The sequence below is a fragment of the Isoptericola sp. b515 genome (genome assembly GCF_030588125.1).
GTDB lineage: Bacteria > Actinomycetota > Actinomycetes > Actinomycetales > Cellulomonadaceae > Isoptericola > Isoptericola sediminis.
This window is the reverse complement of the sequence record NZ_JAUQYR010000002.1, coordinates 237,261-259,757: the sequence shown is the minus strand read 5'-3', so window position 1 is coordinate 259,757 and position 22,497 is coordinate 237,261. Positions and strand designations below refer to the sequence as shown.

At 73.0% G+C, this 22,497-nt stretch carries 16 protein-coding genes; 6 read left to right on the top strand and 10 right to left on the bottom strand.

Features of this window, described 5'->3' with window-relative positions:
• Positions 1-9: 9 nt before the first annotated feature.
• From Q6350_RS06885 to Q6350_RS06855, 7 genes are all read right to left on the bottom strand, one after another.
• Positions 10-2,805, bottom strand: a complete 2,796-nt coding sequence (locus tag Q6350_RS06885) for an FtsX-like permease family protein (protein WP_305065834.1) — start codon at positions 2,803-2,805, stop codon at positions 10-12.
• Positions 2,802-5,627, bottom strand: coding sequence for an FtsX-like permease family protein (locus tag Q6350_RS06880; protein WP_305065833.1), 2,826 nt, complete (start codon positions 5,625-5,627; stop codon positions 2,802-2,804). Before Q6350_RS06880 ends, Q6350_RS06885 begins: the two co-directional genes overlap by 4 nt.
• A 9-nt stretch (positions 5,628-5,636) precedes the next feature.
• Entirely contained in the window at positions 5,637-7,391 is a 1,755-nt protein-coding gene (locus Q6350_RS06875; RefSeq protein ID WP_304603450.1) for an ABC transporter ATP-binding protein, read from the bottom strand.
• Positions 7,391-8,299 (bottom strand): ABC transporter permease, encoded by a 909-nt coding sequence (locus tag Q6350_RS06870; protein WP_304603449.1) that lies wholly within the window; start codon positions 8,297-8,299, stop codon positions 7,391-7,393. The genes Q6350_RS06875 and Q6350_RS06870 overlap by 1 nt, the downstream gene beginning before the upstream one ends.
• Before the next feature lie 45 nt (positions 8,300-8,344).
• Positions 8,345-9,862, bottom strand: a complete 1,518-nt coding sequence (locus Q6350_RS06865) for an ABC transporter permease (protein WP_304603448.1) — start codon at positions 9,860-9,862, stop codon at positions 8,345-8,347.
• A 95-nt stretch (positions 9,863-9,957) separates the two neighbouring features.
• Complete coding sequence (locus Q6350_RS06860; RefSeq protein WP_304603447.1) at positions 9,958-11,799, bottom strand: ABC transporter substrate-binding protein; 1,842 nt, start codon at positions 11,797-11,799, stop codon at positions 9,958-9,960.
• Positions 11,800-12,231: 432 nt separating this feature from the next.
• The gene (locus tag Q6350_RS06855) at positions 12,232-12,756 is read right to left on the bottom strand and encodes a TetR/AcrR family transcriptional regulator (protein ID WP_304603446.1); all 525 of its coding nucleotides are present in this window, start codon (positions 12,754-12,756) and stop codon (positions 12,232-12,234) included.
• Between the two features lie 76 nt (positions 12,757-12,832).
• On the opposite strand from Q6350_RS06855, the gene Q6350_RS06850 reads away from it, so the two are divergent.
• The 6 genes from Q6350_RS06850 (at position 12,833) to Q6350_RS06825 (ending at position 19,672) form a co-directional block, all read left to right on the top strand.
• Positions 12,833-13,540, top strand: coding sequence for an MBL fold metallo-hydrolase (locus tag Q6350_RS06850; RefSeq protein ID WP_304603445.1), 708 nt, complete (start codon positions 12,833-12,835; stop codon positions 13,538-13,540).
• 122 nt (positions 13,541-13,662) lie between these two features.
• Positions 13,663-15,462 (top strand): sodium:proton antiporter, encoded by a 1,800-nt coding sequence (locus Q6350_RS06845; RefSeq protein WP_305065832.1) that lies wholly within the window; start codon positions 13,663-13,665, stop codon positions 15,460-15,462.
• Between the two features lie 74 nt (positions 15,463-15,536).
• A complete protein-coding gene (locus Q6350_RS06840) occupies positions 15,537-16,841 on the top strand; it encodes an MFS transporter (RefSeq protein WP_305065831.1) in 1,305 nt (434 codons plus the stop codon).
• On the top strand, positions 16,834-17,490 hold the full coding sequence (locus tag Q6350_RS06835) for a metalloregulator ArsR/SmtB family transcription factor (RefSeq protein ID WP_304603442.1): 657 nt from the start codon (positions 16,834-16,836) through the stop codon (positions 17,488-17,490). Before Q6350_RS06840 ends, Q6350_RS06835 begins: the two co-directional genes overlap by 8 nt.
• Before the next feature lie 9 nt (positions 17,491-17,499).
• The gene (locus tag Q6350_RS06830) at positions 17,500-18,180 is read left to right on the top strand and encodes an SDR family oxidoreductase (protein ID WP_304603441.1); all 681 of its coding nucleotides are present in this window, start codon (positions 17,500-17,502) and stop codon (positions 18,178-18,180) included.
• Positions 18,181-18,241: 61 nt separating this feature from the next.
• Entirely contained in the window at positions 18,242-19,672 is a 1,431-nt protein-coding gene (locus Q6350_RS06825; protein WP_305065830.1) for a serine hydrolase, read from the top strand.
• Positions 19,673-19,717: 45 nt separating this feature from the next.
• Here Q6350_RS06825 and Q6350_RS06820 read toward each other — a convergent pair whose 3' ends face one another.
• The 3 genes from Q6350_RS06820 to Q6350_RS06810 form a co-directional block, all read right to left on the bottom strand.
• On the bottom strand, positions 19,718-19,909 hold the full coding sequence (locus Q6350_RS06820) for a dodecin family protein (protein ID WP_304603439.1): 192 nt from the start codon (positions 19,907-19,909) through the stop codon (positions 19,718-19,720).
• A 314-nt stretch (positions 19,910-20,223) separates the two neighbouring features.
• Positions 20,224-21,309: a redox-regulated ATPase YchF gene (ychF, locus tag Q6350_RS06815; RefSeq protein ID WP_171247846.1), complete on the bottom strand. Its 1,086-nt coding sequence runs from the start codon at positions 21,307-21,309 to the stop codon at positions 20,224-20,226.
• A gap of 117 nt (positions 21,310-21,426) precedes the next feature.
• Entirely contained in the window at positions 21,427-22,479 is a 1,053-nt protein-coding gene (locus tag Q6350_RS06810; RefSeq protein ID WP_304603438.1) for a GNAT family N-acetyltransferase, read from the bottom strand.
• Positions 22,480-22,497 lie beyond the last annotated feature (18 nt).

The following is a 22,497-nucleotide window of genomic DNA, read 5'->3' as shown; positions in this document are numbered from 1 at the left end:
TCTCCCTCGTCAGTCCGTCGCCGTCCGCCACGCGTCGGTCCCGCGGCCCCGGCCGGTGATCCGCACCAGCGACGTCCCCGCCGCGACGGCGGCCAGCAGCCCGGCCGCCAGCGCGACCGGGCCCCACGGGTCCACGACCAGCGCCGGGGCACCGTCACCCCCGGTCAGCGGTGTCAGGTCGACCACGGCGACCACCAGCGCCGGCACCGCGAGGCCGACCACGCCGCCGGCCAGCAGCGCGGCGCCGGCCCACGGGCCGACCTCCCAGGCCACGAGTCCCCGCTCGGCGCGCCGGGGCAGGCCGAGGGTGCGCAGCACCGCGAGCACCCGGCTGCGCGCGGGAGTGCCGAGCACGAGCATGAGCGCCACGGTGGCGACGCACAGCGCCACCGAGAGCACCACGGCGACGGTGAACGCCGCCGCCAGGCCGCCGGTGGCCGGCGCGGCGAGCAGCGCCCGCTCCCCCGCCCGGGGGTCGTCGACCACGGCGGTCGGCAGCAGAGCGGCGATCTCCGCCTCGACCCGGTCCCGGGCGGCGCGGTCCGTGCCGTCGGCCAGGCCGAGCAGCGCGAGTCGTGCGGTACCCGGCTCGATCCCGGCCAGCTCCCCGGCGAGCGCTGTGTCCACGAGCAGCGCACCCGACGACGGGGGCAGGCCCGGCAGCGCGTCGACGCGGTCGACCACGACGATCTCCACGCGGGCACCGCCGGGTCCGGACAGCACCTGCCCCTCGGTCGGTCCGCTCGCGGCGTTCCCGGCCGCGACGACGGGGAGCCGGCCGTCGTCGGGTGTCGAGAGCCGGTCCAGGCCGCTCGGGGCACCCGGGACCTCGCGCTGGACGCGTCCCAGGGCGTCGGTGTCCGTCGTCCAGACCGTCACCGGCGTGCCGCTGCCGACGCGGCCCAGCGGGTAGCGGCCGGCGTCGGCCAGGGACGCCGCCGCGTCGACCTGCGCGACGGCCTCGAGCGCGGGCACGGTCTCGGCGTCGACGACGGGGCCCGCGACCCGCAGGTCTCCCCCGACCTCGCTCCAGGCCTCCTCGGTGATCGCCTGGCGCACGGTGCCGGACAACACGAGCGACGACATCGCGACCCCGACGGCGAGCACGAGCGCGACCGCCGGCAACGGACCTCCGGCCGGGTCGCGCCGCACACGCGCCGCACCCAGGAACGGCACGATCCCCGGTCGTCGCGCCGCGACCCGCTCGGCGGCGCGCACCACGGGCGGCACGAGGCGCAGCGTGAGCAGGGCGACGGCGACGCCCACCAGCAGCGGCGCCACGGCCAGGAGGGGGTCGACGCCGGTGGTGCCGGCCCCCGCACCGGACGCGACGACGCCGCGGTCGACCGCCAGCCACGACGTCCCCGCGGCCGCCGCCACGACCGCGACCTCCATGCCGAGGCGGGCCCGCCGGCGCCGTGCCGGGACCGTCCCGAGGTCCGCGCGGGCGGCGCGCAGCCCGGCGGCCGGGGTGACGGCGGCCAGGACGAGCGCCGGGGCGACCCCGCACGCGGCCGTCGCCGCCAGCTGACCGACCGTCACCTCACCGGGCACGACGAGGAGCCCCACGGCCAGCCCGACGGCAGCGGCGGGCAGCCCGACGACCGCACCCTCCAGCGCCACCACGGCACGGACCCCGGTCATGGAGGCACCCCGCGCCCGCAGCAGCGCGAGGGTCGGACGCCGCCGGTCGACCACCAGGCCGGCGGCCAGCACCAGGACGGCCACCAGGGCACCCAGCGGACCGACCGCGAGCACCGTGACGATCGCGTCGACCCCTGCCCGTTGCCCCAGGGTCGTCTCGAGCACGTCGAGCAGGCCGGACGCCGGTTCGAGCACCGCGGCGTCCCCCTCGACGACGGTGGTGGTCCGCGCCGTCAGACCCCGCAGCTGGGACAGCAGCGCCGGCGCGCCCTGGGCCGAGACGTCGGAGGTGTCGACCGGGTACCAGATCCGCGTCGACGGGGCGTCCACCCACGCACCCAGCGTCGCGGGGTCGGCGAACACGCCCGCCGTGACGATCTTGCCGATGTTCGGGTCGAAGACGATCTCGGGAGTGGTCGTGCGCGGCACGTGGGTCCAGTAGTCGGCGGCACCGTCCCGGGGCTCCCACAGGCCGACCACCCGCAGCGGCGGCAGGAGCGGCTCGCCGGTGGCGTGCACCGACCCGAGCGTCCAGTCGAGCTCGGCGGCGACGGCGGTCGAGACCGCCACCTCCATCGGGTCCGGCTCGAACTCGACGACACCGTCCGAACCGGGCAGCAGCTGCGCCGTGTCGGACGGCACGCGCGTCACCTGCGGCCACCGTCCGTCGACGACCTCCACGTGCTCCGGAGCGGACGGCCCGGCCTGCGGCACGACGCCCGGCTGCGCGACGTCGTTGCCGTCGACCCGCTCCACGACCGTGCGGTCCGCCGCCACGAGCAGGTCGGGAGCACCGAGGACGGCGGACAGGGGCGCGGGCTGGTCGGCCGTCACGTCCTGCAGCGCGGCCAGGTAGCCGTCCAGGTCCGGTTCCGGCGGCACCACACCCGCGTCGTCGTCGCCGGTCTCCTCGCGGTGCACGCCGCCGTACGTCTCGTACCCCTCCCCGTACCCGGGGAGGGCCGGGGTCGTGGCGATGAGGTCGGCGGCGAGGGGGGACGACTGCGCCGTCACGTGGGCGAGCTGGTCGGCGTGCACGGCCGCCACCGCGCGCGGCACCGCCGAGAGCGTGCCGGCGGCCAGCACGGTGACCGCGACGAGGGCGGCGGTCGCACCGGCGGCGGTCCGCAGGTGACGACGCACCAGCAGGAGCAGGCTCATCGCACCTCCGTCCGGTAGGCGGTGTCCCGCGCCTGGGCGGCGACCCGCGACGAGACCGCACCCGCCACGAGGACGACCCCGAGCGCGGCCGTGGCGAGCAGCGGCGCGAGCACGCCGGGGCTGATGACGAGGTCGGGGACGACGCCGCCGCGGACCACGGCGTGCGCGAGACCGGGCACGGTGACCACCGCCACCGCGGCCCCGGCCAGGACCCCGGCGCCGAGCCCCACCGCGCCGAGGACGACGAGCTCGACGGCGCGCCCCCGCCCCTGGGACCGCGGACCGACGCCGAGGGCGCGCAGCACCACGACCTCGTGCCGGCGGGTGGCGGACGTCGCCGCGGCGACGACCGCGAGCCCCAGGACCGCGAGAGCCGTCGCACCGGCGGCGGCGAGGACCATGGCGAGCCGGACCGGGGAGCCGCCGTCGGACCCGATGACGTCGGCGGCTGTCCGCACCTCGGTCCCGTCCGCCCCACCGGCACCACCCAGGGCGCCCTCGACGGCCTGCGCCAGGTCCCCGACCGCGGCGGGGTCCTCCGGGCGGGCAGCGCCCACCCACGCCTCGGCGGGCCGGGGCAGCTGGCCGGTCGTGGCCAGCAGCACGGCGTCCAGACGGCCCAGGTCGACCCAGGCCGCCTCCGCCGTCGGCCGGCCGGGCACGACGTCCGTGGTCCCGGCGACCTGCAGGACGACCTCGGTCCCGGTCAGCGTGATCTCCAGCTCCTCACCGACGGCGGCGTCCCACCGCTGCGCCGCGGCACGGGTGAGCACGGCGGGCACGACCGGGCGGTCGGTGGCCCCCGGGGTGGCCGTCCCGTCGTGGGCCACCAGGCGCAACCACGTCCCGTCCCGCTCCTCCAGGGTCAGCTCCGCGCCCAGGACGTCCCCGTCCGTGACGGCCGGTGCCGTGCCCGCGCGGGACCAGGCCGTGCCGACGAGGTCGAGCGGGGTGCTGCCCTCGGCGGTCCGGGCGTCGACGCCACGCACCGCGACCGTGGCGTCCGTCGGCACCAGGACCCCGTCGACGTCCCACTCGACGGCGGCCAGCCGCAGGTCGTCGGCGGCGGCGAGGCCCTCGGGCAACGGCACGTCCAGCCGTTCGTCGACCGGCTCCTCCCCGAGCTCGAGGCGACCGGCGTCGAGCATCGTCAGGCTGCCGGTCGCGTCGGCGACCCACAGCGTCACGGCCACGTCCAGGGTCGGGTCCACGCGACCCTGGTAGAGGGGAGCCAGCAGCGACGTGTCGGCGATCGCGAGCCCCGCCGCGTCGACCTCCAGCGCGGTGACACCCTCCGGCAGCGACGGCGCGCCGGCGAAGGGGTCCGGACCGCGCAGCGGGGTGGTCGCGTCGGCCGCGGACGCCGGGCGGACGACCCCGTGGACGGCCCCGACCGGGGTCGCGAGCAGCCCGAGCGGATCTCCCTGGACGGTCGCGTCCTCGGCCAGCACGGGCATCGCTCCCGCCGCCCCCTCCGTCCGGGCGAGCGGCTCGGTCCGCACCGGGGGCCGGCCCGGCGCGAGCCGTGCACCCGGCGCCACGACGGCTCGGACGTCGGTGCCGAGCCGTTGCGCGGCCAGGTCGGCGCGGGCCTGCGGAGCCGTGCCGGCATAGGCGGCGGCCAGGACGGACGCTCCCCCGGCGAGCACCAGCAGCACCACCGGGACCGCGGCGACCCCCAGAGCACGGGACACCTGCCGTGAGGCCAGTACCGCGGTGGCCCCGTCGCGCCGCGCGGCCAGTCGGGCCGCGGCCCGCGCGGCCGGGCCGAGGAGAGCCAGCGTGAGCAGTCCGAGCGCGGACAGGGCCACGGCCGGTCCGGCGGCGGCGAGGGGGTCCCAGGTCGTGCCGCCGTCGGCGACCACGAGCGGCGACCCCAGGTCGACCAGCCGCCACGTGCTCGCGGCAGCGAGCAGCCCGACACCGACGACCGTGCCTGCCGTCGCGGCGCGCCGCAGCCGCCCCGACCGGTCGGCGACCCGGCGGCCCGCGACCGCTCGGGCCCGGGTGCCGGTCACGACGGTGAGCACGGTGGTCCCGGCGAACGCGGTGAGCACGCCGCCGGCCACCAGCACCGTCGACGCCGGCGGGGGCGACCCGGTCGCGGCCAGCGCGGCCGCGGCCGCCGCGGTCCCGAGCGTGGCGGCCCCCAGGCAGACGACGAGTGCCTCGAGGCCGGCGGCGGCGGTGATCTGCCGGCCGTCGGCGCCGCGCGCGACGAGGATCTCGGTCTCCCGCTCCCGCGCCTGGGCGAGCAGGCGTGCGACCTGCACCAGTGCGACCAGGGCGACGAGGACCAGCAGCGCGACCGGCACCGTGAGCACCGCCCGGGCGGCGGCCTGGGCCTCCTGCTCGGCGGCCGCGCGCTGCGCCAGGTCCCCCTCGACGGTCAGGCCGCGGACGGCCACGGCGTCGGCGGCGCGCAGCGCACCGTGGAGCGTGCCACCGCCCGCGGCGAACCCGGCCAGGTCCGCGGGCAGGACCTCGCCGACGACGGGGACGAGGGTCCACTCGACGAACGGGGTGTCGTCACCGTCGGGGCGTTCGGCGCGGTCGATGCGCAGCGGCGCGTCGCCGAACAGGTCGGCGACCGTGGAGCGCACCCGGGCGTCCTGGGCCGCCGGGTCCTCGGCGAGTCGGGTCGTCACCTGCAGCGACGCCGTCGAGCCGCCGCCGAGGGCCGCCCGGGCGGCGTCCGTCGTCGTGGCGGCGACCGCTCCCGCGGTCACCCCGCTCGTGGCCGCGATCGCGGCCACGAGCAGGGTGACGAGGGCGAGGAGGCCGCGGTGCGCGACGGCACGCCGCCACGCGGTGCGCACCATGGCGAGCGGTCAGGCCTGGTCGCGCAGCCGGATCTCGGCGACCTCGTCGCCGAACTCGGCCAGCAGCCGGTGCCTGTCCTCCCGGCGCTGCCGCTGCTCGTCCGGGTCCGGCACCGGGGCCGCGGCGAGCAGCCGCTTGGTGTACTCCTCGCGCGGTGAGCGCAGCACCTCGTCCCGGGTGCCCTTCTCCACGATGCGTCCCTCCTGCATCACGACCACCTGGTGGGCCAGGAGGTCGATGACGGCCAGGTCGTGGCTGACGAAGAGGCAGGCGAACCCGAACTCGCGCTGCAGCGAGAGGAACATCTCCAGCACCGACGCCTGCACCGACACGTCCAGCGCCGACGTCGGCTCGTCCGCGACCATCAGCTCCGGTTCGAGCGTGAGGGCGCGAGCGATGCTGACGCGCTGGCGCTGCCCACCGGACAGCTCGTGCGGGTACCGGTTGTAGTACGACCGCGGCAGCTCGACGGCGTCGAGCAGCTCCATGACCCGCTTCTCGCGCGAGGCGGGGTCACCGATCTTGTGCACGGCGAGCGGCTCGTTGATGGCCTCGCCCACGGGGAAGCGGGGGTTGATCGAGGCCGCCGGGTCCTGGAACACGACGCCGATGCGACGGCGCAGGTCCTTGAGCTCCTTCTTGCGCAGCGCGCCGAAGTCCTCGCCGAGGATGCGCACGGAGCCGGACCGCGCGGGGATGAGCCCGAGAGCACACTTGGCGATCGTGGACTTGCCCGACCCGGACTCGCCCACGAGACCGACGATCTCCCCCGCGCCGACGGTGAACGAGACGTCGTCGACGGCCCGGAACGGCGGCTTGCCGAGCCGGTGGTACTCGATGACGAGCTGGTCGAGCTCGAGGGCCGGCGTGCTCCCGCCGGCGTCCTCGGTGTCCGCGGAGCGGACCACCGCCTCGTCGTCCTGCCCCTTGCCCTCGCCGAGGTGCGGCACGGCCTTGAGCAGACGCTTGGTGTAGTCGTGCTGCGGGTCGGTCAGCACCTGGTGGGCGCTGCCGGTCTCGACGATGTCGCCCTTGTACATCACGGCGACGCGGTCGGCCATGTCGGCCACCACGCCCATGTTGTGGGTGATGAGCAGGATGCCCGTGTCGAGCTTGTCCTTCAGCGACCGCAGCAGGTCGAGGATGTCGGCCTGCACCGTGACGTCGAGCGCGGTGGTCGGCTCGTCGGCGATGATCACCTTCGGGTCGCAGGAGATCGCCATCGCGATGACGACACGCTGCCGCTGCCCGCCCGAGAGCTCGTGCGGGTACTGCTTGAGGCGACGCTGCGGTTCGGGGATGCCGACCATGTCGAGCAGCTCGGCCGCTCGGGCCATCGCCTGCTTGCCGAACGCGATGCCGTGCAGCTGCAGCGCCTCGGTGAGCTGGTCACCGATCGTCAGCACCGGGTTCAGCGCCGTCATCGGCTCCTGGAACACCATGGCGATGTCGTTGCCGCGCATCTTGCGCAGACCCGCCGGGTCCAGGTCGCCGACCACCTGGTCGCCGACCTGGACACGTCCGGAGACCCGGGCGTTGCCCGGCAGCAGACCGAGCGCCGTCGTCGACGTCACGGACTTGCCGGACCCGGACTCACCGACGAGCGCCACGACCTCGCCGGGGTGCACCTCGAGGGAGATGCCCTTGACGGCGTGGACGTCGCCGAACTCGGTGCCGAAGGTGACCTCGAGGTCGGTGAAGGACAGCACGGCTTCGCCGGGGATGGTGGCGTCCGGTGCGGAGGAGAGGTCGAGGGTGGTCATCAGGCCTTGGTCCTGTTCTGGCGGGGGTCGAACGCGTCGCGCAGACCGTCGCCGATGAAGTTCACGCTCAGGGCGATGGCGAGGATCATCAGTCCCGGCCACCAGAAGAGCCACGGGCGCGTCGTGAACGCCGTCTGGTACTCGGAGATGAGCAGACCCAGCGACGTGTCCGGTGCCTGCACGCCGTACCCGAGGAAGCTGAGCGCCGACTCGAGCAGGATCGCTGCCGAGATCGTCAGCGTCGCCGAGACGATGATCGTCCCGATGGCGTTGGGCAGGATGTGCTTGAAGATCGTCCGGCTGCTGCTCGTGCCGACGGCGTAGGCCGCCACGACGAACTCGCGCTCCCGCAGGGAGAGCACCTCGCCGCGCACGAGCCGGGCGAGCCCGGTCCACGTGACGATGCCGAGCATGAGCGTCAACCCCCAGATGCCCCAGGAGCTGGCCATCTTGCCGAGCACGGCGGCGAGCACCAGCAGCGGGATGACGAGCAGCAGGTCCGTCATGCGCATGAGCACCGACTCGATCCAGCCCCGGAAGTACCCGGCCAGCGCGCCGACGAGCGTCCCGATGACGGTCGAGATGAGCCCCACCCCGAAGGCGATGATCAGCGACTTCTGGGTGCCCAGCATGACGAGCGAGAAGTAGTCCTTGCCGCCCGTGTCCTGACCGAAGGGGTGCGTCCACGTCGGGGAGCCGTCGTCGATCTTCGGGTACTGCAGCTCGGGCACCTTGTCCCACCAGCCCGGGATGGGCCCGATACCGATGGACGTGAAGGCGACGAGGATCACGAGCGCCATGACCACCATCGAGATGATGGCGCCCTTGTGGCGGAAGAACCGCATCCGCACGAGCTGGCCCTGGCTGTAGGACTTCTCCTCGGCCGGCGGATTCTGGAGTTCAGTCATGGTGCGCTCCGCAGGTGTGGTGCGTACGGGGTCCGGTCATGGGTCTCACCGCCGGATCCGTGGGTCGAGGTAGGCGTAGGCGATGTCGGCGAGCATGTTCATCAGCACCGCCGCGGTGCCCGTCACCAGGAAGAACGCCATCACCGGGTCGGGGTCGACCCGGTTCAGCCCCTCCTGGAACATCGCACCCATGCCCCGCCAGCCGAAGACGCGCTCGGTGATGATCGCACCGCCGATGAGGCCCGCGAAGTCGAAGGCCACGATGGTGGTGATCGGGATCAGCGCGTTGCGGAAGGCGTGCTTGGTGATGACCGCCCGCTCGGACAGGCCCTTGGACCGGGCCGTGCGCACGTAGTCCTGGTTCATGACCTCGAGCATCGAGGACCGCGTGTACCGGGAGTACGAGGCGACCGAGACCAGGGTCAGCACGATCGTGGGCAGGATGAGCTGCAGTCCCGAGTCGAGCACGGACTCCCAGAAGTCGCCGGTGAAGTTCGGCGTCTGGGAGCCGATCGTCGAGATCGGCCGCGACTTGAGCTGCAGGAACCCCGCCCAGTGCGCCACCAGGATGTCGAAGACGATCACACCGGAGGTGATGATCCCGGTGACCGCGGAGATGAACATCGCCTGCTTGCGGGCGTAACCACCCCACGCGGCGCCGATCCCGATCGACACCGCGATCGCCAGCACGAAGAGCCCGATGAGCTGCGGCCAGGTCGGTTCGAGCAGGATCCCGCTGAAGAGCAGGTAGCTCAGCGTCCCGACGACGGCCGTCGTCAGCGCCGCGTAGAGCACCCGGCGGTTGCCGAGCCCGGCGATGATGGCCGTCACCAGGACGGCTGCGCCCAGCGAGGTCAGCAGCACCATCCCGAGACCGAAGAACGGGGCGCGGTACCAGTTCAGGACGTTGAGCACGTAGAGCAGGACCGCGACGAAGGTGAAGGTGGCCGCGCCGGTGTAGATCCGACGTCGCCACGGCCCGCCGAGGACGGCGGGGATGATCAGCCCGGCGAACAGGGCGAAGCCGAGGATCATCGGTGGTTCCATGTCGCCGCTGGCGATCCAGTCGTTGAAGCGGATCGCGCCGTACTCCTTGAGGAGCACCGCCGCCCAGAAGACGGGCAGCGAGAAGAAGAGGAAGGCGAGGAAGGTGACGGTGTAGTCGAACCCGGCGTACTGCCGGATCGCCGAGACGATGCCCGCGGCGATGCCGACGACGATCGCCAGCAGCGTGGCGAGCGTGACGAGCCGCAGCGTCGAACCGGCGGCCTGCGCGGTGAGGTCGAGGACGTTGGCGCCGTTGACTGTCGTCCCGAGGTCGCAGCTGCCGGTGAAGCAGCCACCCACGCCGGACAGCCACTCGAGGTACCGCTCGTACCAGGGCTGGTCGAGCCCCATCTGCGCGGTGCGCAGGGCCATGAGGCTGTCTCGGTTCTCGGCGTTGGACTCGCGCAGATCTGCCAGGGGGTCACCCGAGTTGATCGTGAGCACGAAGATGAGCAGCGAGGCCGCCCACAGCACGAGGAACGAGATCCCCAGGCGTCGAAGGATGAACTTGAGCACGTTGTGCCCCTTTACGGTCAAGGCAGGCGTGTGGGGGCAGGGAGGTCTTCCCTGCCCCCACACGTTGCCTGTCAGGCGGTCAGGACGTCAGGACGTCAGGAGGCGCGAGACCACTGCTCGGCGTTCCAGACGATCCCGTCCTGGGCCGCGGTGAAGCGGACGTTCTCCAGGTCGGCCGAGTGCGCGACGACACCCGGGTGAGCGAACAGCGGGATACCGAACAGCGAGTCCCACAGCTCCTTCTCGATCACCTTGGTCTGCTCCAGGTGGACCGACTCGTCGACCGTGGAGGCCAGGGTCTCCCAGGCCTCGTCGACCGTCTCGTTCGAGTAGCCGCTGAAGTTCTGCGGGCGACCCGTGGCGTAGATGTTCTGGCCGGAGGCGATCTGGCCGGAACCGGCCCAGGCGAACAGGGCGATCTCCCAGTCACCGGTCTCCAGCGCACCACCGGCGGCGAAGAACTCCGGGTCACCGGCGTCGACGATGTTGAAGCCCACCTGGTCGCACGACGACTTGATGGCGGCGACCTCGTCGGCACGACGCGGGTTCGGCGCGGAGTAACCGATGCGGATCTCGGTGCCCTCCTCGAGACCGGCCTCCTCGAACTTCTCGGTGGCCATCTCCAGGTCGACCTCGTCGTAACGGCCGTCGTAGGACTCGGCGGTGACCTCGTCGTACTTCTCGGTCTGGTACGGGAAGACCTCGCGGGCGTTCATGACGACCGCGTTCTCGTCGATCGGCTTGATCAGGTCGTCGACGATCTTCTGACGCGGCACGCAGTAGGCGAACGCCTCACGGGCGGCCAGGTTGTCGGCGAACACCGAGCTGTCGCCGAAGTTGTAGTCCAGGTGCTCCCAGATCAGGGTCTGACCGGTGAGGACCTCGACGGACGAGCCGATCTGCTCGAGCTGCGGGATCGTGTCGACGGTGGCCTGCGGCTCGATGACGTCGAGGTCACCGTTCTGCAGCGCCTGCACGTGGGTGTCCGCGGCGGCGAAGCGGAAGGTGAGCTCCTTCGTCGCGGGCGGCGTGCCCCAGTAGTTCTCGTTGGCCGTCAGGGTGATGGACTGACCGGCGATCCAGCCGTCCTCCTTGAGCATGTACGGACCCGAGACCGGGACCGTCTCCGGGTCGGGCAGCTCGCCCGGGGTCGAGGACAGCCAGCCGGTGTTCCAGAACTCGGCCGCCGGCTTGAGGACCGACATGTCGACCTCTTCGATGGCCGTGACGAGCTCCTCGAGGCTGACGCCGGCCTGGTCGGCCACGATGTGGGCCGGGAAGGCGCCCGAGACGTTCAGCTGCCAGTCGGCGTAGACGCGCTCGTAGTCGTACTGGAACGACTTGGCGTCCGGCGAGTCCGCCTGCGGGCCCTCGGGGACGTAGTCACCCAGGGTCAGGCCGGAGACGTGGTTGAACAGCGGCTCCTCCGAGGCGTCCTCGGTGACCGCGCCGTCGGCGGTGATCGCCTGGGTGGCCCAGTCGAGCAGGTAGTCGGCGTAGGTGATCGGGGTGCCGTCGGACCACACCGCGTCGTCCGCGAGGGTGTACTCCACCTGCAGCGGGTCCTCGGAGATGGCCTCGAACGTGCCGTACTCCTCGTCCTGGCAGATGGTGCCGTCGACGCCGAAGTACATGAAGCCGCCCATCATGCGGTCATTCACGACGGAGTTGTACGTCGAGTAGGTGTCCGGCAGCAGGCCGTTGTAGCCGGCCCACTGGACCTCGCCGGCCGAGTACTGGATCTCGCCGTCCGCGGACTCGGTGACACCGGTGTCGACCTTGCAGGGGTCGCTGATCTCTTCGGTGTCGGCGGACTCCTCCGCCATCGACTCCTCGGTCTCCGGCTGGTCGTCCGCTGCCGGGCTGGAGCAGGCCGACAGCAGGAGTGCGCCGGTGGCGACGGCCGCGACGGCCGCGCTTGCACGCCTGATCTTCACTGGGTTCCTCCTCATGGGAAGGGCCCCCCGCCTGGCGTGACCGACCGCTCGAGTTGCGAGTGGCCAACCTCACCGCCGGAGGGTCCGTGGTGTTCGCCACACCGTACCCAGCGATCCGCAGCCGAAAATGCCACTTTCCGGAATTGGAGGTGATCGTTATGGATCTGAGACTGCCAAGAATCACGGGCGACGAACGCGGCGGTTGCGCCGAAACCGCGAAGAAACACCGTTCAGATTCCATCACATATTCGTCCTATTTCCATGTTATGGAATGGCGATGACGGAGGGAATTGCGCCTGTCGAGCCGTTTTGACAGCGACGCCTTTCCGTGACCATACGGCCGATCCGCCGTCCTCGCCGGACGAGTCCCGCTGACCGGACGCCGGCGTCCGGTGCGGGGTGGCGAGGGCGCCGACCCCGAGCCGGGCGAGGTCAGGCCCGCAGTCCGGCCACGAGGTGGCGCAGGCCGTAGTCGAAGGCCTGGTCGATGTCCCCACCCATCCGGAACGCTCCGGCGAGCTCCATGTGCAGGAACCCGGTCGCCCACGCGGTGAACAGCCGGGCCGCGTCGAGCGCGTGATCCTCACCGACGACGAGGGCGCACGCGTCCACGACGGGCCCCGCTGCGCGCCGCAGGACCTCCTGCGGGGCCGAGACGGCGAAGATCAGCCGGAACGCCTCGGGCCGTTCATGGGCGAAGGCGCGGTAGGCGACGGCGAGAGCCTCGAGCTCGGGTGCCGCCGCCTCGAGGCACCGGCCGAGCTCCTCGACGGACGCCCGGCTCACCGCGGCGACCAACGCCTCCCGGTCGTGGAACCGCTTGTACAGCGAGGGGGCACGGACACCGACACGCGTGGCGACGGCCTGCATGGTGAGCCCCGCCGGCCCGGCGGACTCGAGGACCTCCTGCGCGGCAGCGACGACCTGCGCGTTCGTCGTGCGTCGGGGTGTCGGCACGTCCGCCCTCCTTTGGCTATTGACGTTAGCCATCATGGCTACGTACCGTAGCCATGTCAACCGAGAGAGGTCCGCCATGAAGATCGCACCGCACCTGCACCGCCTGGGCAACGACATCGTCGCCTCGTACCTCGTCGACCTGCCGGAGGGGATCACGCTCGTGGACGCCGGGCTGCCCGGTCACTGGCGCGACCTGCACCGCGAGCTGGACGCGATCGGCCGCCCGCTCTCCGACGTCCGCGGCGTCGTGCTCACGCACGGGGACTCCGACCACATCGGCTTCGCCGAACGTCTGCGCCGCGAGGCCGGGGTCCCGGTCCTGGTCCACGACGCCGACGCGCACCGGGTGCGCACCGGGGAGAAGCCGAAGGTCCCGATGGGCCCCGCACGGTTCGGCCCGATGGTCGGCTTCCTGGCCTACAGCCTGTCCAAGAACGGACTGCGGACCCGGTACGTGCAGGACGTCGTGACGGTCACCGACGGCGAGACGCTCGACCTGCCGGGCCGCCCGGTCGTCGTCGGGCTGCCCGGGCACTCCCCCGGCAGCATCGCCGTGCACGTGCCGGCCGTGGACGCCGTGTTCGTCGGCGACGCCCTCACGACCCGTCACGTGCTCACCGGGCGCGAGGGCGCGCAGCCTGCCCCCTTCACGGACGACCCGGCAGCGGCCCTGGCCTCCCTCGACCGGCTCGCCGACCTCAGCGCCTCGTGGGTCCTGCCCGGGCACGGCACCCCCTTCCACGGGTCCCCCGGCGACATCGCCGCCGCCGTGCGCGCCGCCTGACCCGGTTCCGCACGGCCCGGCCACCGCGACCGACCGGGAACCCGTCCCCGTGCGCCCGGGCGCGGGCGGCGGTTCACTGAGTACGGCGGCGTCTGCCGGCGCGGCCCGGGGAGGGATCCGTCGTGGACGACGTGGACGTGTTCGTGAACGTGGGTACCGTGGTCGCCCTCGGCGTCGGCGCCCAGTGGCTGGCGCGCACCCTGCACGCGCCCGCCATCGTGCTGCTGCTGTTCGCGGGCATCCTCGCCGGTCCGGTCACCGGCCTCGTGGACCCGCCGGCCCTCTTCGGCGACAGCCTCGACCCGCTGATCACCCTCGCGGTCGGGCTGCTCCTCTTCGACGCCGGGTTCTCGCTCCGCTTCGCCGACATCGGTCAGAGCCGTACGGTCGTCCTGCGGCTGGTCACCGTCGGGCTGGTCGTCACCTGGGCAGTCGGCGCCGCGGCGTCCTACCTCGTGTTCGGGCTCGCACCGGGCGTCGCGGTGCTCCTCGGGGCCGTCCTCGTGGTCTCGGGACCGACCGTCGTCGGACCGATCCTGGCGCAAGCACGTCCGTCGTCCGCACTCAGCAAGCTGCTGACCTGGGAAGGGACGCTCCTCGACCCGATCGGTGCGGCCCTCGGCGTCGCTGTGCTGACCGTCGTCACCTCGGGAGCCGTCCTCGAGGGGGCCGGCCAGCTCCTCGCCACGGCCGGCCTCGGCATCGCCGTCGGTCTCGCCGGTGCCATGGTGCTCGTGGCCTCCCTGCGGTACTTCCTCGTGCCCGACGACCTGCAGGTCCCGGTGGCGTTCATGATGGCGGTCGCCGTCTTCGTCGTGGCCACCTCGCTGCTTCCCGAGGCGGGACTGTTCGCCACCCTGACGACAGGGCTGGTCCTCGCCAACCAGCGGTGGGCCTTCGTCTCCCGGGTCCGCTCCTTCGGGGAGACCGTCGGAACCCTCGTCATCGGCGTGTTGTTCATCGTGCTCGCTGCGCAGATCCAGCTCGACGACCTGCGTGCGGTCCTCGTCCCCTCGCTCGTCCTGCTCGGCGTGCTGGTGCTCGCGGCCCGTCCGCTGGCCACGCTCCTCAGCACGGTGCGCACCTCGCTGACCCGGGCCGAGCGCGGCTTCGTGGCCTCCGTGGCGCCCCGGGGCGTCGTCGCGGCGTCCACCGTGTCGGCCTACGCGATCTCCCTGTCGGCCGCAGGGCTCGATCCGGGACCGGTCGTGCCCGTCACCTTCGCGGTCATCATCGGGGCCGGCATCGTGTACGGGTTCGGTTCACCGGTCGTGGCGCGTCTGCTCGGCGTCAGTCGCCGGGTCCCGGGCGGCGTGGCGTTCTTCGGCCCCGAGGCCGTCGCACGCCCGTTGGCGACGCGCCTCGCCGAGGCCGGCGTCCCCGTCGTCGTGGTGACCGGCGACGTCGCGGAGCCTGCCGAGCAGGAGCGCCCGTACGACCTCTTCGCCGAAGGACTCGACGCCGACGAGCTGCCCGTCATGCTCGCGGACGCCGGCATCGGTTCCGCCGTCGTGACCGGCGGCTCGGTCGAGCACAACGCGGTGGCGATGGGACTCGCCGCCGGGGTGCTGGGGTCGAGCCGGGTGCACTACGTGCCCGGCCGCGCCGGGGACACCGTCCAAGGGATCGGCGCCGCGTGGCGGCGGCGCATGCCCGCCCGGCGGCGGGCGTTCGGCACGGACGTCACGCTCGCCACCTTGCGTTCCGTGGGCCACGGCGAGGAGGCGCTGACCTGGCTGCCCGTCGAGGCCGCCACCGCTGGATCGGGCACCGTGGTTCCGCTGTTCGCCGTCGGACCGCAGCACCGCGCGACCGTGGCGACGCCCCGCGCCCTGAGCCGGCTGGAACGCGCCCGGGACCGCGAACGGACGCGACTGCTGTGCCTCGTGCCCTCCACCACGGGAGACGCCGTCGACCGGTAGGACGGGACGACGGTCGTCGACCCCTGGTACGGTCATTCCATCAATCCATGGAACGATCAGGTGAAGCACGACGCATGAGCACCCCCACCTCCCCGGCACGGACAACCCTCCCGATCCGTCTCGGGCTGCGCCAGAACGCGCCGCAGTTCGCCCTGCTCGTCGCGGTCAACGCGCTCGTCGGCGGCATGCTCGGCCAGGAGCGCACCGTCCTGCCCCTGCTCGGGGAGCAGGAGTTCGGGCTGCGCGCCTACACGGCCGGCCTGACGTTCATCGCGGTGTTCGGCCTGTCCAAGGCCGCCGTCAACTACGTCGCGGGCACCTGGGCCGACCGGTGGGGGCGCAAGCCCGTGCTGGTCGCCGGGTGGCTCGTGGCCCTCCCGGTCCCGTTGTTGCTCATCTGGGCACCGACGTGGGGCTGGGTGATCGTCGCGAACGTCCTGCTCGGCGTCAGCCAGGGCCTGACCTGGTCCACCACGGTGGTGATGAAGATCGACCTCGTGGGACCCGCCCGCCGCGGCCTGGCCATGGGGTTCAACGAGGCGGCCGGGTACGCCGCGGTCGCCGTCACCGCGCTGGCCACCGGGTACCTGGCGGAGGCCTACGAGCTGCGCCCCGCACCGTTCCTGCTCGGCATCGCCTTCGCTGCCGTCGGCCTCGGCCTGTCCACGCTGCTGGTCCGCGAGACCCGCGAGCACGCCCGCCTCGAGGCGGCCCACCACGTCGCCCGGCCCGACGGCCGGCACGACCACCTGCACGCGGGACTCACGGACCGCCAGGTCTTCACCCAGACCAGCTTCCGCGAACGCGCCCTGTCCGCGGCCAGCCAGGCCGGGCTGGTCAACAACCTCAACGACGGGCTCGCCTGGGGCCTCTTCCCGATCCTCTTCGCGGGGGCCGGCCTGTCCGTCGGGCGGATCGGTGTGCTCGCCGCGCTCTACCCGGCCGTGTGGGGCGCCGGCCAGCTCGTCACCGGCGCCCTGTCCGACCGCTGGGGCCGCAAGCCGATGATCGTCGCGGGGATGTGGCTCCAGGCCGGCGCCCTCGCCCTCGTCGCCGTCGCGGACGACTTCACGGCCTGGGCCGTGGCGGCCGTGCTGCTGGGCGCCGGGACCGCCCTGGTCTACCCCACGCTTCTCGCCGCCGTCGGCGACGTCGCCCACCCGGCCTGGCGCGCCCGCGCCGTCGGCGTCTACCGGCTCTGGCGTGACGGAGGCTTCGTCGCCGGGGCGCTGCTGGCCGGTGTCGTCGCCGACCTGCTCGGCGTCCGCGCCGCCGTCTGGACCGTCGCCGCGCTGACCGCCGCGTCCGGCGTCGTCGTCGCGGTGCGCATGTACGAGACCCTGCACCGCCCCGATCCCGCGGAGGAACGTCATGGGTGAGCGCCGCGCCAAGGACGCCCTGTTCACGCAGTTCGCCGCCGTCGGCAAGGCCCTGGGCAACCCCGGGCGCCTGGAGCTCGTCGACCTGCTGGCCCAGGGACCCCGCAGCGTCGAGGACCTCGCCGCGACCGCCGGGCTCGGCACGAGCACGTGCTCCGCGCACCTGCAGACCCTGCGCGAGGCCGGGCTGGTCTCCTCGCGACGTGTTGGCAAGCGCGTCTTCTACGCCCTGGCCGGTGACGACGTGGCCGCGCTGTGGGCCGCACTGCGCCAGGTGGCCCAGGACCGGCGCCCCCAGACCGACGCCGCCCGGCGGACGTACCTGGGCCCGGACGACACCGAGGCCGTCGGCACAGCCGAGCTGCGGCGCCGGCTCGCCGAGACGGACACCGTGCTGCTCGACGTGCGCCCGCGGGCCGAGTTCGACGCGGCGCACCTGCCGGGTGCCCGCAACATCCCGGTCGAGGAGCTGGTCGGGCGGCTGGCCGAGCTGCCCCGGGACGCGGAGATCGTCGCCTGCTGCCGCGGCCGCTACTGCGTCCTGGCCCACGACGCCGCCCGGCTGCTCGTAGAGCAGGGGTTCGAGGCCCGCCGGGCCGTCGACGGAGCGCTCGAGTGGCGGCTGGCCGGACTCCTGGTGGGGACGTAGCCTCCGACGATGGCATCGCACGCACCCCGCCGCGTCCTGGTCACCGACGCCGAGGAGTTCCTCGGGCCGGCCGCCGTCGAGCGGTTCACCGCGGAGGGCGAGGACGTCACCGCGCTGAGCGAGCCCTTGGGTTCGCGCGCCGACCTCGAGGCGGTCGTCGCCGCCGAGGGGCCGTTCGACGTCGTGGTCGCGAACCTCGAGGCCCCGATCACCGTGGCACCCGTGACCGCCTACGACGACGCGGTCGTCGACGAGCTGCACGCCCGCCTGGTGCGGCCGCTGTACTGGATCTTCGCGACCTGCCTGCCGTCGATGCTCGAGGCCGGGCGCGGCTGGATCGTCGTGCCGACGTCGGCCACCGCCCTGCGCACCGCGTCGAACCCGATCGCGGGGTACGAGTCGGCGCGCGCCGCCCAGGCCGCTCTCGTGCGGAGCGTGGCGTGGGAGGTGTCCGGGCGCGGTGTGCGGGTCAACGGCATCGCTCCGAACTTCATCGAGAACCCCTCCTACTTCCCGCCCGAGACGGTGGCCGACCCGGAGTTCCAGGAGGCCGTGCGCCGCGAGGTGCCAGCGCAGCGGCTCGGCGGTGCCGACGAGGCGGCCGCGGCGCTGTGGTGGCTGGCCTCACCGGAGTCGTCGTACGTCATGGGATCGGTGATCGCCACCGATGGCGGGTGGAGCCTCGGCTGACCCCCGCGCGGGGGCGCCCACGCCACGGGCGGGTGCCGACGCCGCTGCCTATCCTGGCGACATGTCGGCAGCCACGGCGATCGACCTCGACGCGGAGGTCGAGGCGATCCGTCACCGCCGGGCGGCGGTCGGGATCGCCGTCGGCCTGGTCGAGGACGGCGTGACGACGCAGGTCGCGACGAGCGGCCTCGCCGACCTGGCCACCGGCTCCCCGGTCTCGGCGGACACCGCCTTCCGGGTCGCGTCGATCACCAAGACCTTCACGGGCGTCGCCGTCCTGCAGCTCGTGGAACGGGGACTCGTCGATCTCGACGCCCCCGCGAACGACTACCTGCGCAGCTTCCGGCTCGCACCGCCGGGACCGGCGCCAATCACCGTGCGGCAGCTGCTGACCCACACCGCCGGGCTCCCCGAGTCGCTGTCGCTGCGTCACGCTATCCGCCCCGACTTCGGCGAGAGCACCCCGGCCGACGTCCCGGCACCGGCCCTCGGCGACTACTACGGCGGTGTCCTGCACGGTGTGGCCGAGCCCGGCACCCGGTTCTGCTACACGAACCACGGACCGGCGGCCCTCGGCCAGATCGTCGAGGACGTCACCGGCGCCCCGCTGGCCGACCACCTCGCGGAGCACGTCTTCGCGCCGTGGGGCATGTCCAGCACGGACCTGGACCAGTCCCGGCCCGGCGACCCGCGTCGCGCCACCGGCTACCGGCTGACGTCGCGCGGGCCCCGCCCGGTGCCCGTGACGAACATGGCCACCATCGGCGCGGCCGCCGCCTGGTCCACACCCGTCGACATGCTGCGGTATACCGAGGCGCTGGTCGGCGGCGGGGCGAACGCGCACGGTCGCGCACTGGCGCCCGCGACGGTCGCGGAGATGGACGCGCCGCACTACCAGCCGGACCCGCGGATCCCCGGGATGGGCCTCGCGTTCTTCCGCGGGCGCCTGGGCGATCACCCGACCGCCGAGCACCAGGGGATCATCCCCGGTTTCGACTCCGTCCTGGTCCTCGCCCCCGACGCACGGACCGCCGTCTTCCTCGTGGTGACCGGGGCACGGCTGGGCATGTTCTGGGTCCCCGACGAGGCCAACACGCTGCTCCGGCGGGTCCTCGGCGTCCCGCCCGCTGCGGTGCGGACCGACGTCGCCCAGCGCCCCGAGGTCTGGAACCAGGTCTGCGGCACGTACACGCTCCCGGGCGCGCTCGGCGACCTGCGGCTGCGCTCCGTCGTCGGGGCCGGGATCCAGGTGCTCGTCCGCCGGGGCCGGCTCGTGCTGCGCTGCCTCCACCCGGTCCCGTTCCTCTACCGTGGGGTCGAGCTGGCGCCCGACGACCCGGAGGACCCCTTCGCGTTCCGCCTCGACCTGACGCCCGCCGGGCTCTCCCCGATCCGGGTCGTGTTCGCCCCTGATCCCGAGTCCGGGCGGACGGCGATGCACCTCGAGGTCATGCCGCTGACGGCGTACCGACGTGGACGTGCGACGACGTGAACGTCCGCGCGCGACACTCAGCGGCTCACGGATACCCGGCGCTGGCTACTCCGACTCGTACTTGAACGACAGCTGGAGCCGGGTCCGGTAGACCAGTTCCCCGCCATCACCCATGACGACGTCCTGCTGGGTCACCTCAGCCACCCTGATGTCACGCAGCGATCCCTTCGCGGTTCTGATGGCCTCTGCCGCAGCGTCCTCCCAGGAGGAGGAGCTCGTCCCGATCACGTCGATCACCCGGTACACGCTCATGACAACCTCTCACCATCAAGAGTTGAATCCGTCAAGGATTGTTGTTCCCTCGGACCTTTCCATGATGTCAGTCAGGTACCGCCCTGCACGCTGTGCGTGAGGACGCCGTCGCGGATGGCCACCGCGGCCGTGGACCGGCTGCTCCACCACGCCCACGTCATCCACACCGAGGAGCTCGTGCCGTTGCACCCTGCCAGCCCGGGCCAGGACACAAGGAAGGGGCCAGACCCGACGATCTGGCCCCTTCCGTGGGGTCGCACTGCCTGACCAGCCTCTCGGCCGATCGTGGCGTCAGCCCGTCACACGTTGAAGCGGAACTCCACGACGTCGCCGTCGCGCATGACGTAGTCCTTGCCCTCGACACGCGCCTTGCCCGCGGCCTTCACGGCGGCGACGGAACCGGCCTCGACGAGGTCCTCGAAGGAGATGACCTCGGCCTTGATGAAGCCGCGCTCGAAGTCGGTGTGGATGACGCCGGCGGCTTGCGGGGCGGTCCAGCCCTTGCGGATCGTCCACGCCCGGGCCTCCTTGGGCCCGGCGGTCAGGTACGTCTGCAGGCCCAGCGTGTCGAAGCCGACGTGGGCGAGCTGGTCCAGACCGGACTCCTCCTGGCCGGTCTCGGCAAGCATCTCCGCGGCCTCGTCCGGCTCGAGCTCGACGAGCTCGGCCTCGAACTTGGCGTCCAGGAAGATCGCCTCGGCCGGGGCGACGAGCTCGCGCATCTTGGCCTGCATGGCCTCGTCGGCCAGCCCGGCGTCGTCGGTGTTGAAGACGTAGATGAACGGCTTGGCCGTCATGAGCTGCAGCGGGGCCACCTCGGCGAGGTCGAGGCCGGCGGCGGCCGCACCCTGGAAGAGGGTGGTGCCCTCCTCGAGGATCTCCTGGGCCTTCTTCGCCGCGGCGTAGAGGACGGGGTCGCCCTTCTTGATCTTGACCTCCTTCTCCATGCGCGGCAGCGCCTTCTCGAGCGTCTGGAGGTCGGCCAGGATGAGCTCGGTGGAGATGGTCTCGATGTCGCCGGAGGCGTCGGTGGAGCCCTCGACGCGGATGACGTCACCGTCGTCGAAGGCGCGGGTCACCTGGCAGATCGCGTCGGCCTCGCGGATGTTGGCCAGGAACTGGTTGCCCAGGCCCTCGCCCTCGGAGGCGCCCTTGACGATGCCGGCGATGTCGACGAACGACACCGTGGCCGGCAGCACCCGGTCCGAGGAGAAGATCTCGGCCAGCTTGCCCAGCCGCTCGTCGGGCAGCGGGACCACCCCGACGTTGGGCTCGATCGTCGCGAACGGGTAGTTCGCCGCGAGCGCGGAGTTCCGGGTCAGTGCGTTGAAGAGCGTGGACTTGCCGACGTTGGGCAGGCCGACGATGCCGATAGTGAGTGCCACGTCGGCCCATCCTACGCGCCACGCGGGGCCCGTCCCCTGTGAGATCGACCCCTCGGGGCCGGGATCGACGGCGGGTCGATCCCGGTCCGGACGGGTCGATCCCCGGGGAGGACCGCGTCAGTCGACCGAGATGTCCCGGTGCCAGGACTCGGTGACGTACTTCGTGCGCCAGCCCAGCTTGGTGTACAGCGACTCGGCACCGGTGGGGCTGTCCGCGTCGACCTCCAGGCCGACCCGGTTGCGCCCGCGGGAGGCGGCGTCGGCGATCACCGCGTACAGCAGGGCGGTCGCGACTCCCCGGCCCCGCGCCTCGGCGAGCGCACCGATGTAGTCGACGTAGGTGCCCCGCACCCCGGAGTCGTCCGGCGCCAGCTCGGACCCCACCAGCGCGCCGGCGGGGAACTCCTCGGCCTCCGGGTCCTCCGGGACGTCGAGGCAGGCGAGCCACCAGTGGTCCCAGCGGTGCCCGGGGTCCTCGCGCAGCCGCTGCACGAACTCCGTGAAGTACTCCTGGTAGGAGTTGAAGTGGTCCGTGAACGCGGTCTCGAGCACCTGGTGGACGGCGTTGAGGTCCTCGGCGACGGGCATGCCGTTGTCGTGCTGGGCCACCCGCCGGATCGACACGCCGGGCTTCGGGTCCGGGAAGGCCCCTGGCTCGGCGTCGGCGGGCGTGACCGGACGCGACATCTGCCACCAGGTGCGCACGTGCCGGAACCCGGCGTCGGTGAGCCAGCCGCGCAACCGGTCGTCCCCGGCGAAGGCACCGGCGTCGAGCTGGGTGGTGGACTCGCCGCGGAGCTGGGCCATCTCTCGCCCGATCTGGGCGAGCTCGGCGTAGCACCAGGCCGCGAGCAGGTCCTGCGTGCCCTCGGGCAGCGAGCGGTCGATCTCGATGCCCAGCACGCTGCGGCCGGCCGCGCGGTCGTGGGCGTGGGCCCAGGCGCGGATCACGCCGTCGGGGTCCTTGATCGCCAGGTGGCGCCGCGTCCAGGAGGCGGCGCCGGCGATCTCGTTCTCGATCTGGGCGGTGTCGGCGGTGTCGGATCCGGTGTGCGGAGCGGCCTGCAGCGCCCGGAGCTCGCCCAGCCGGGGCACGTCGGCAAGGTCCGGAACCACCACCGTCCAGCCCTCGGGCAGCGTCACGGAAGGTCGGTCGTTCTCGGGATTCACGACACCCATTCTTCCAGG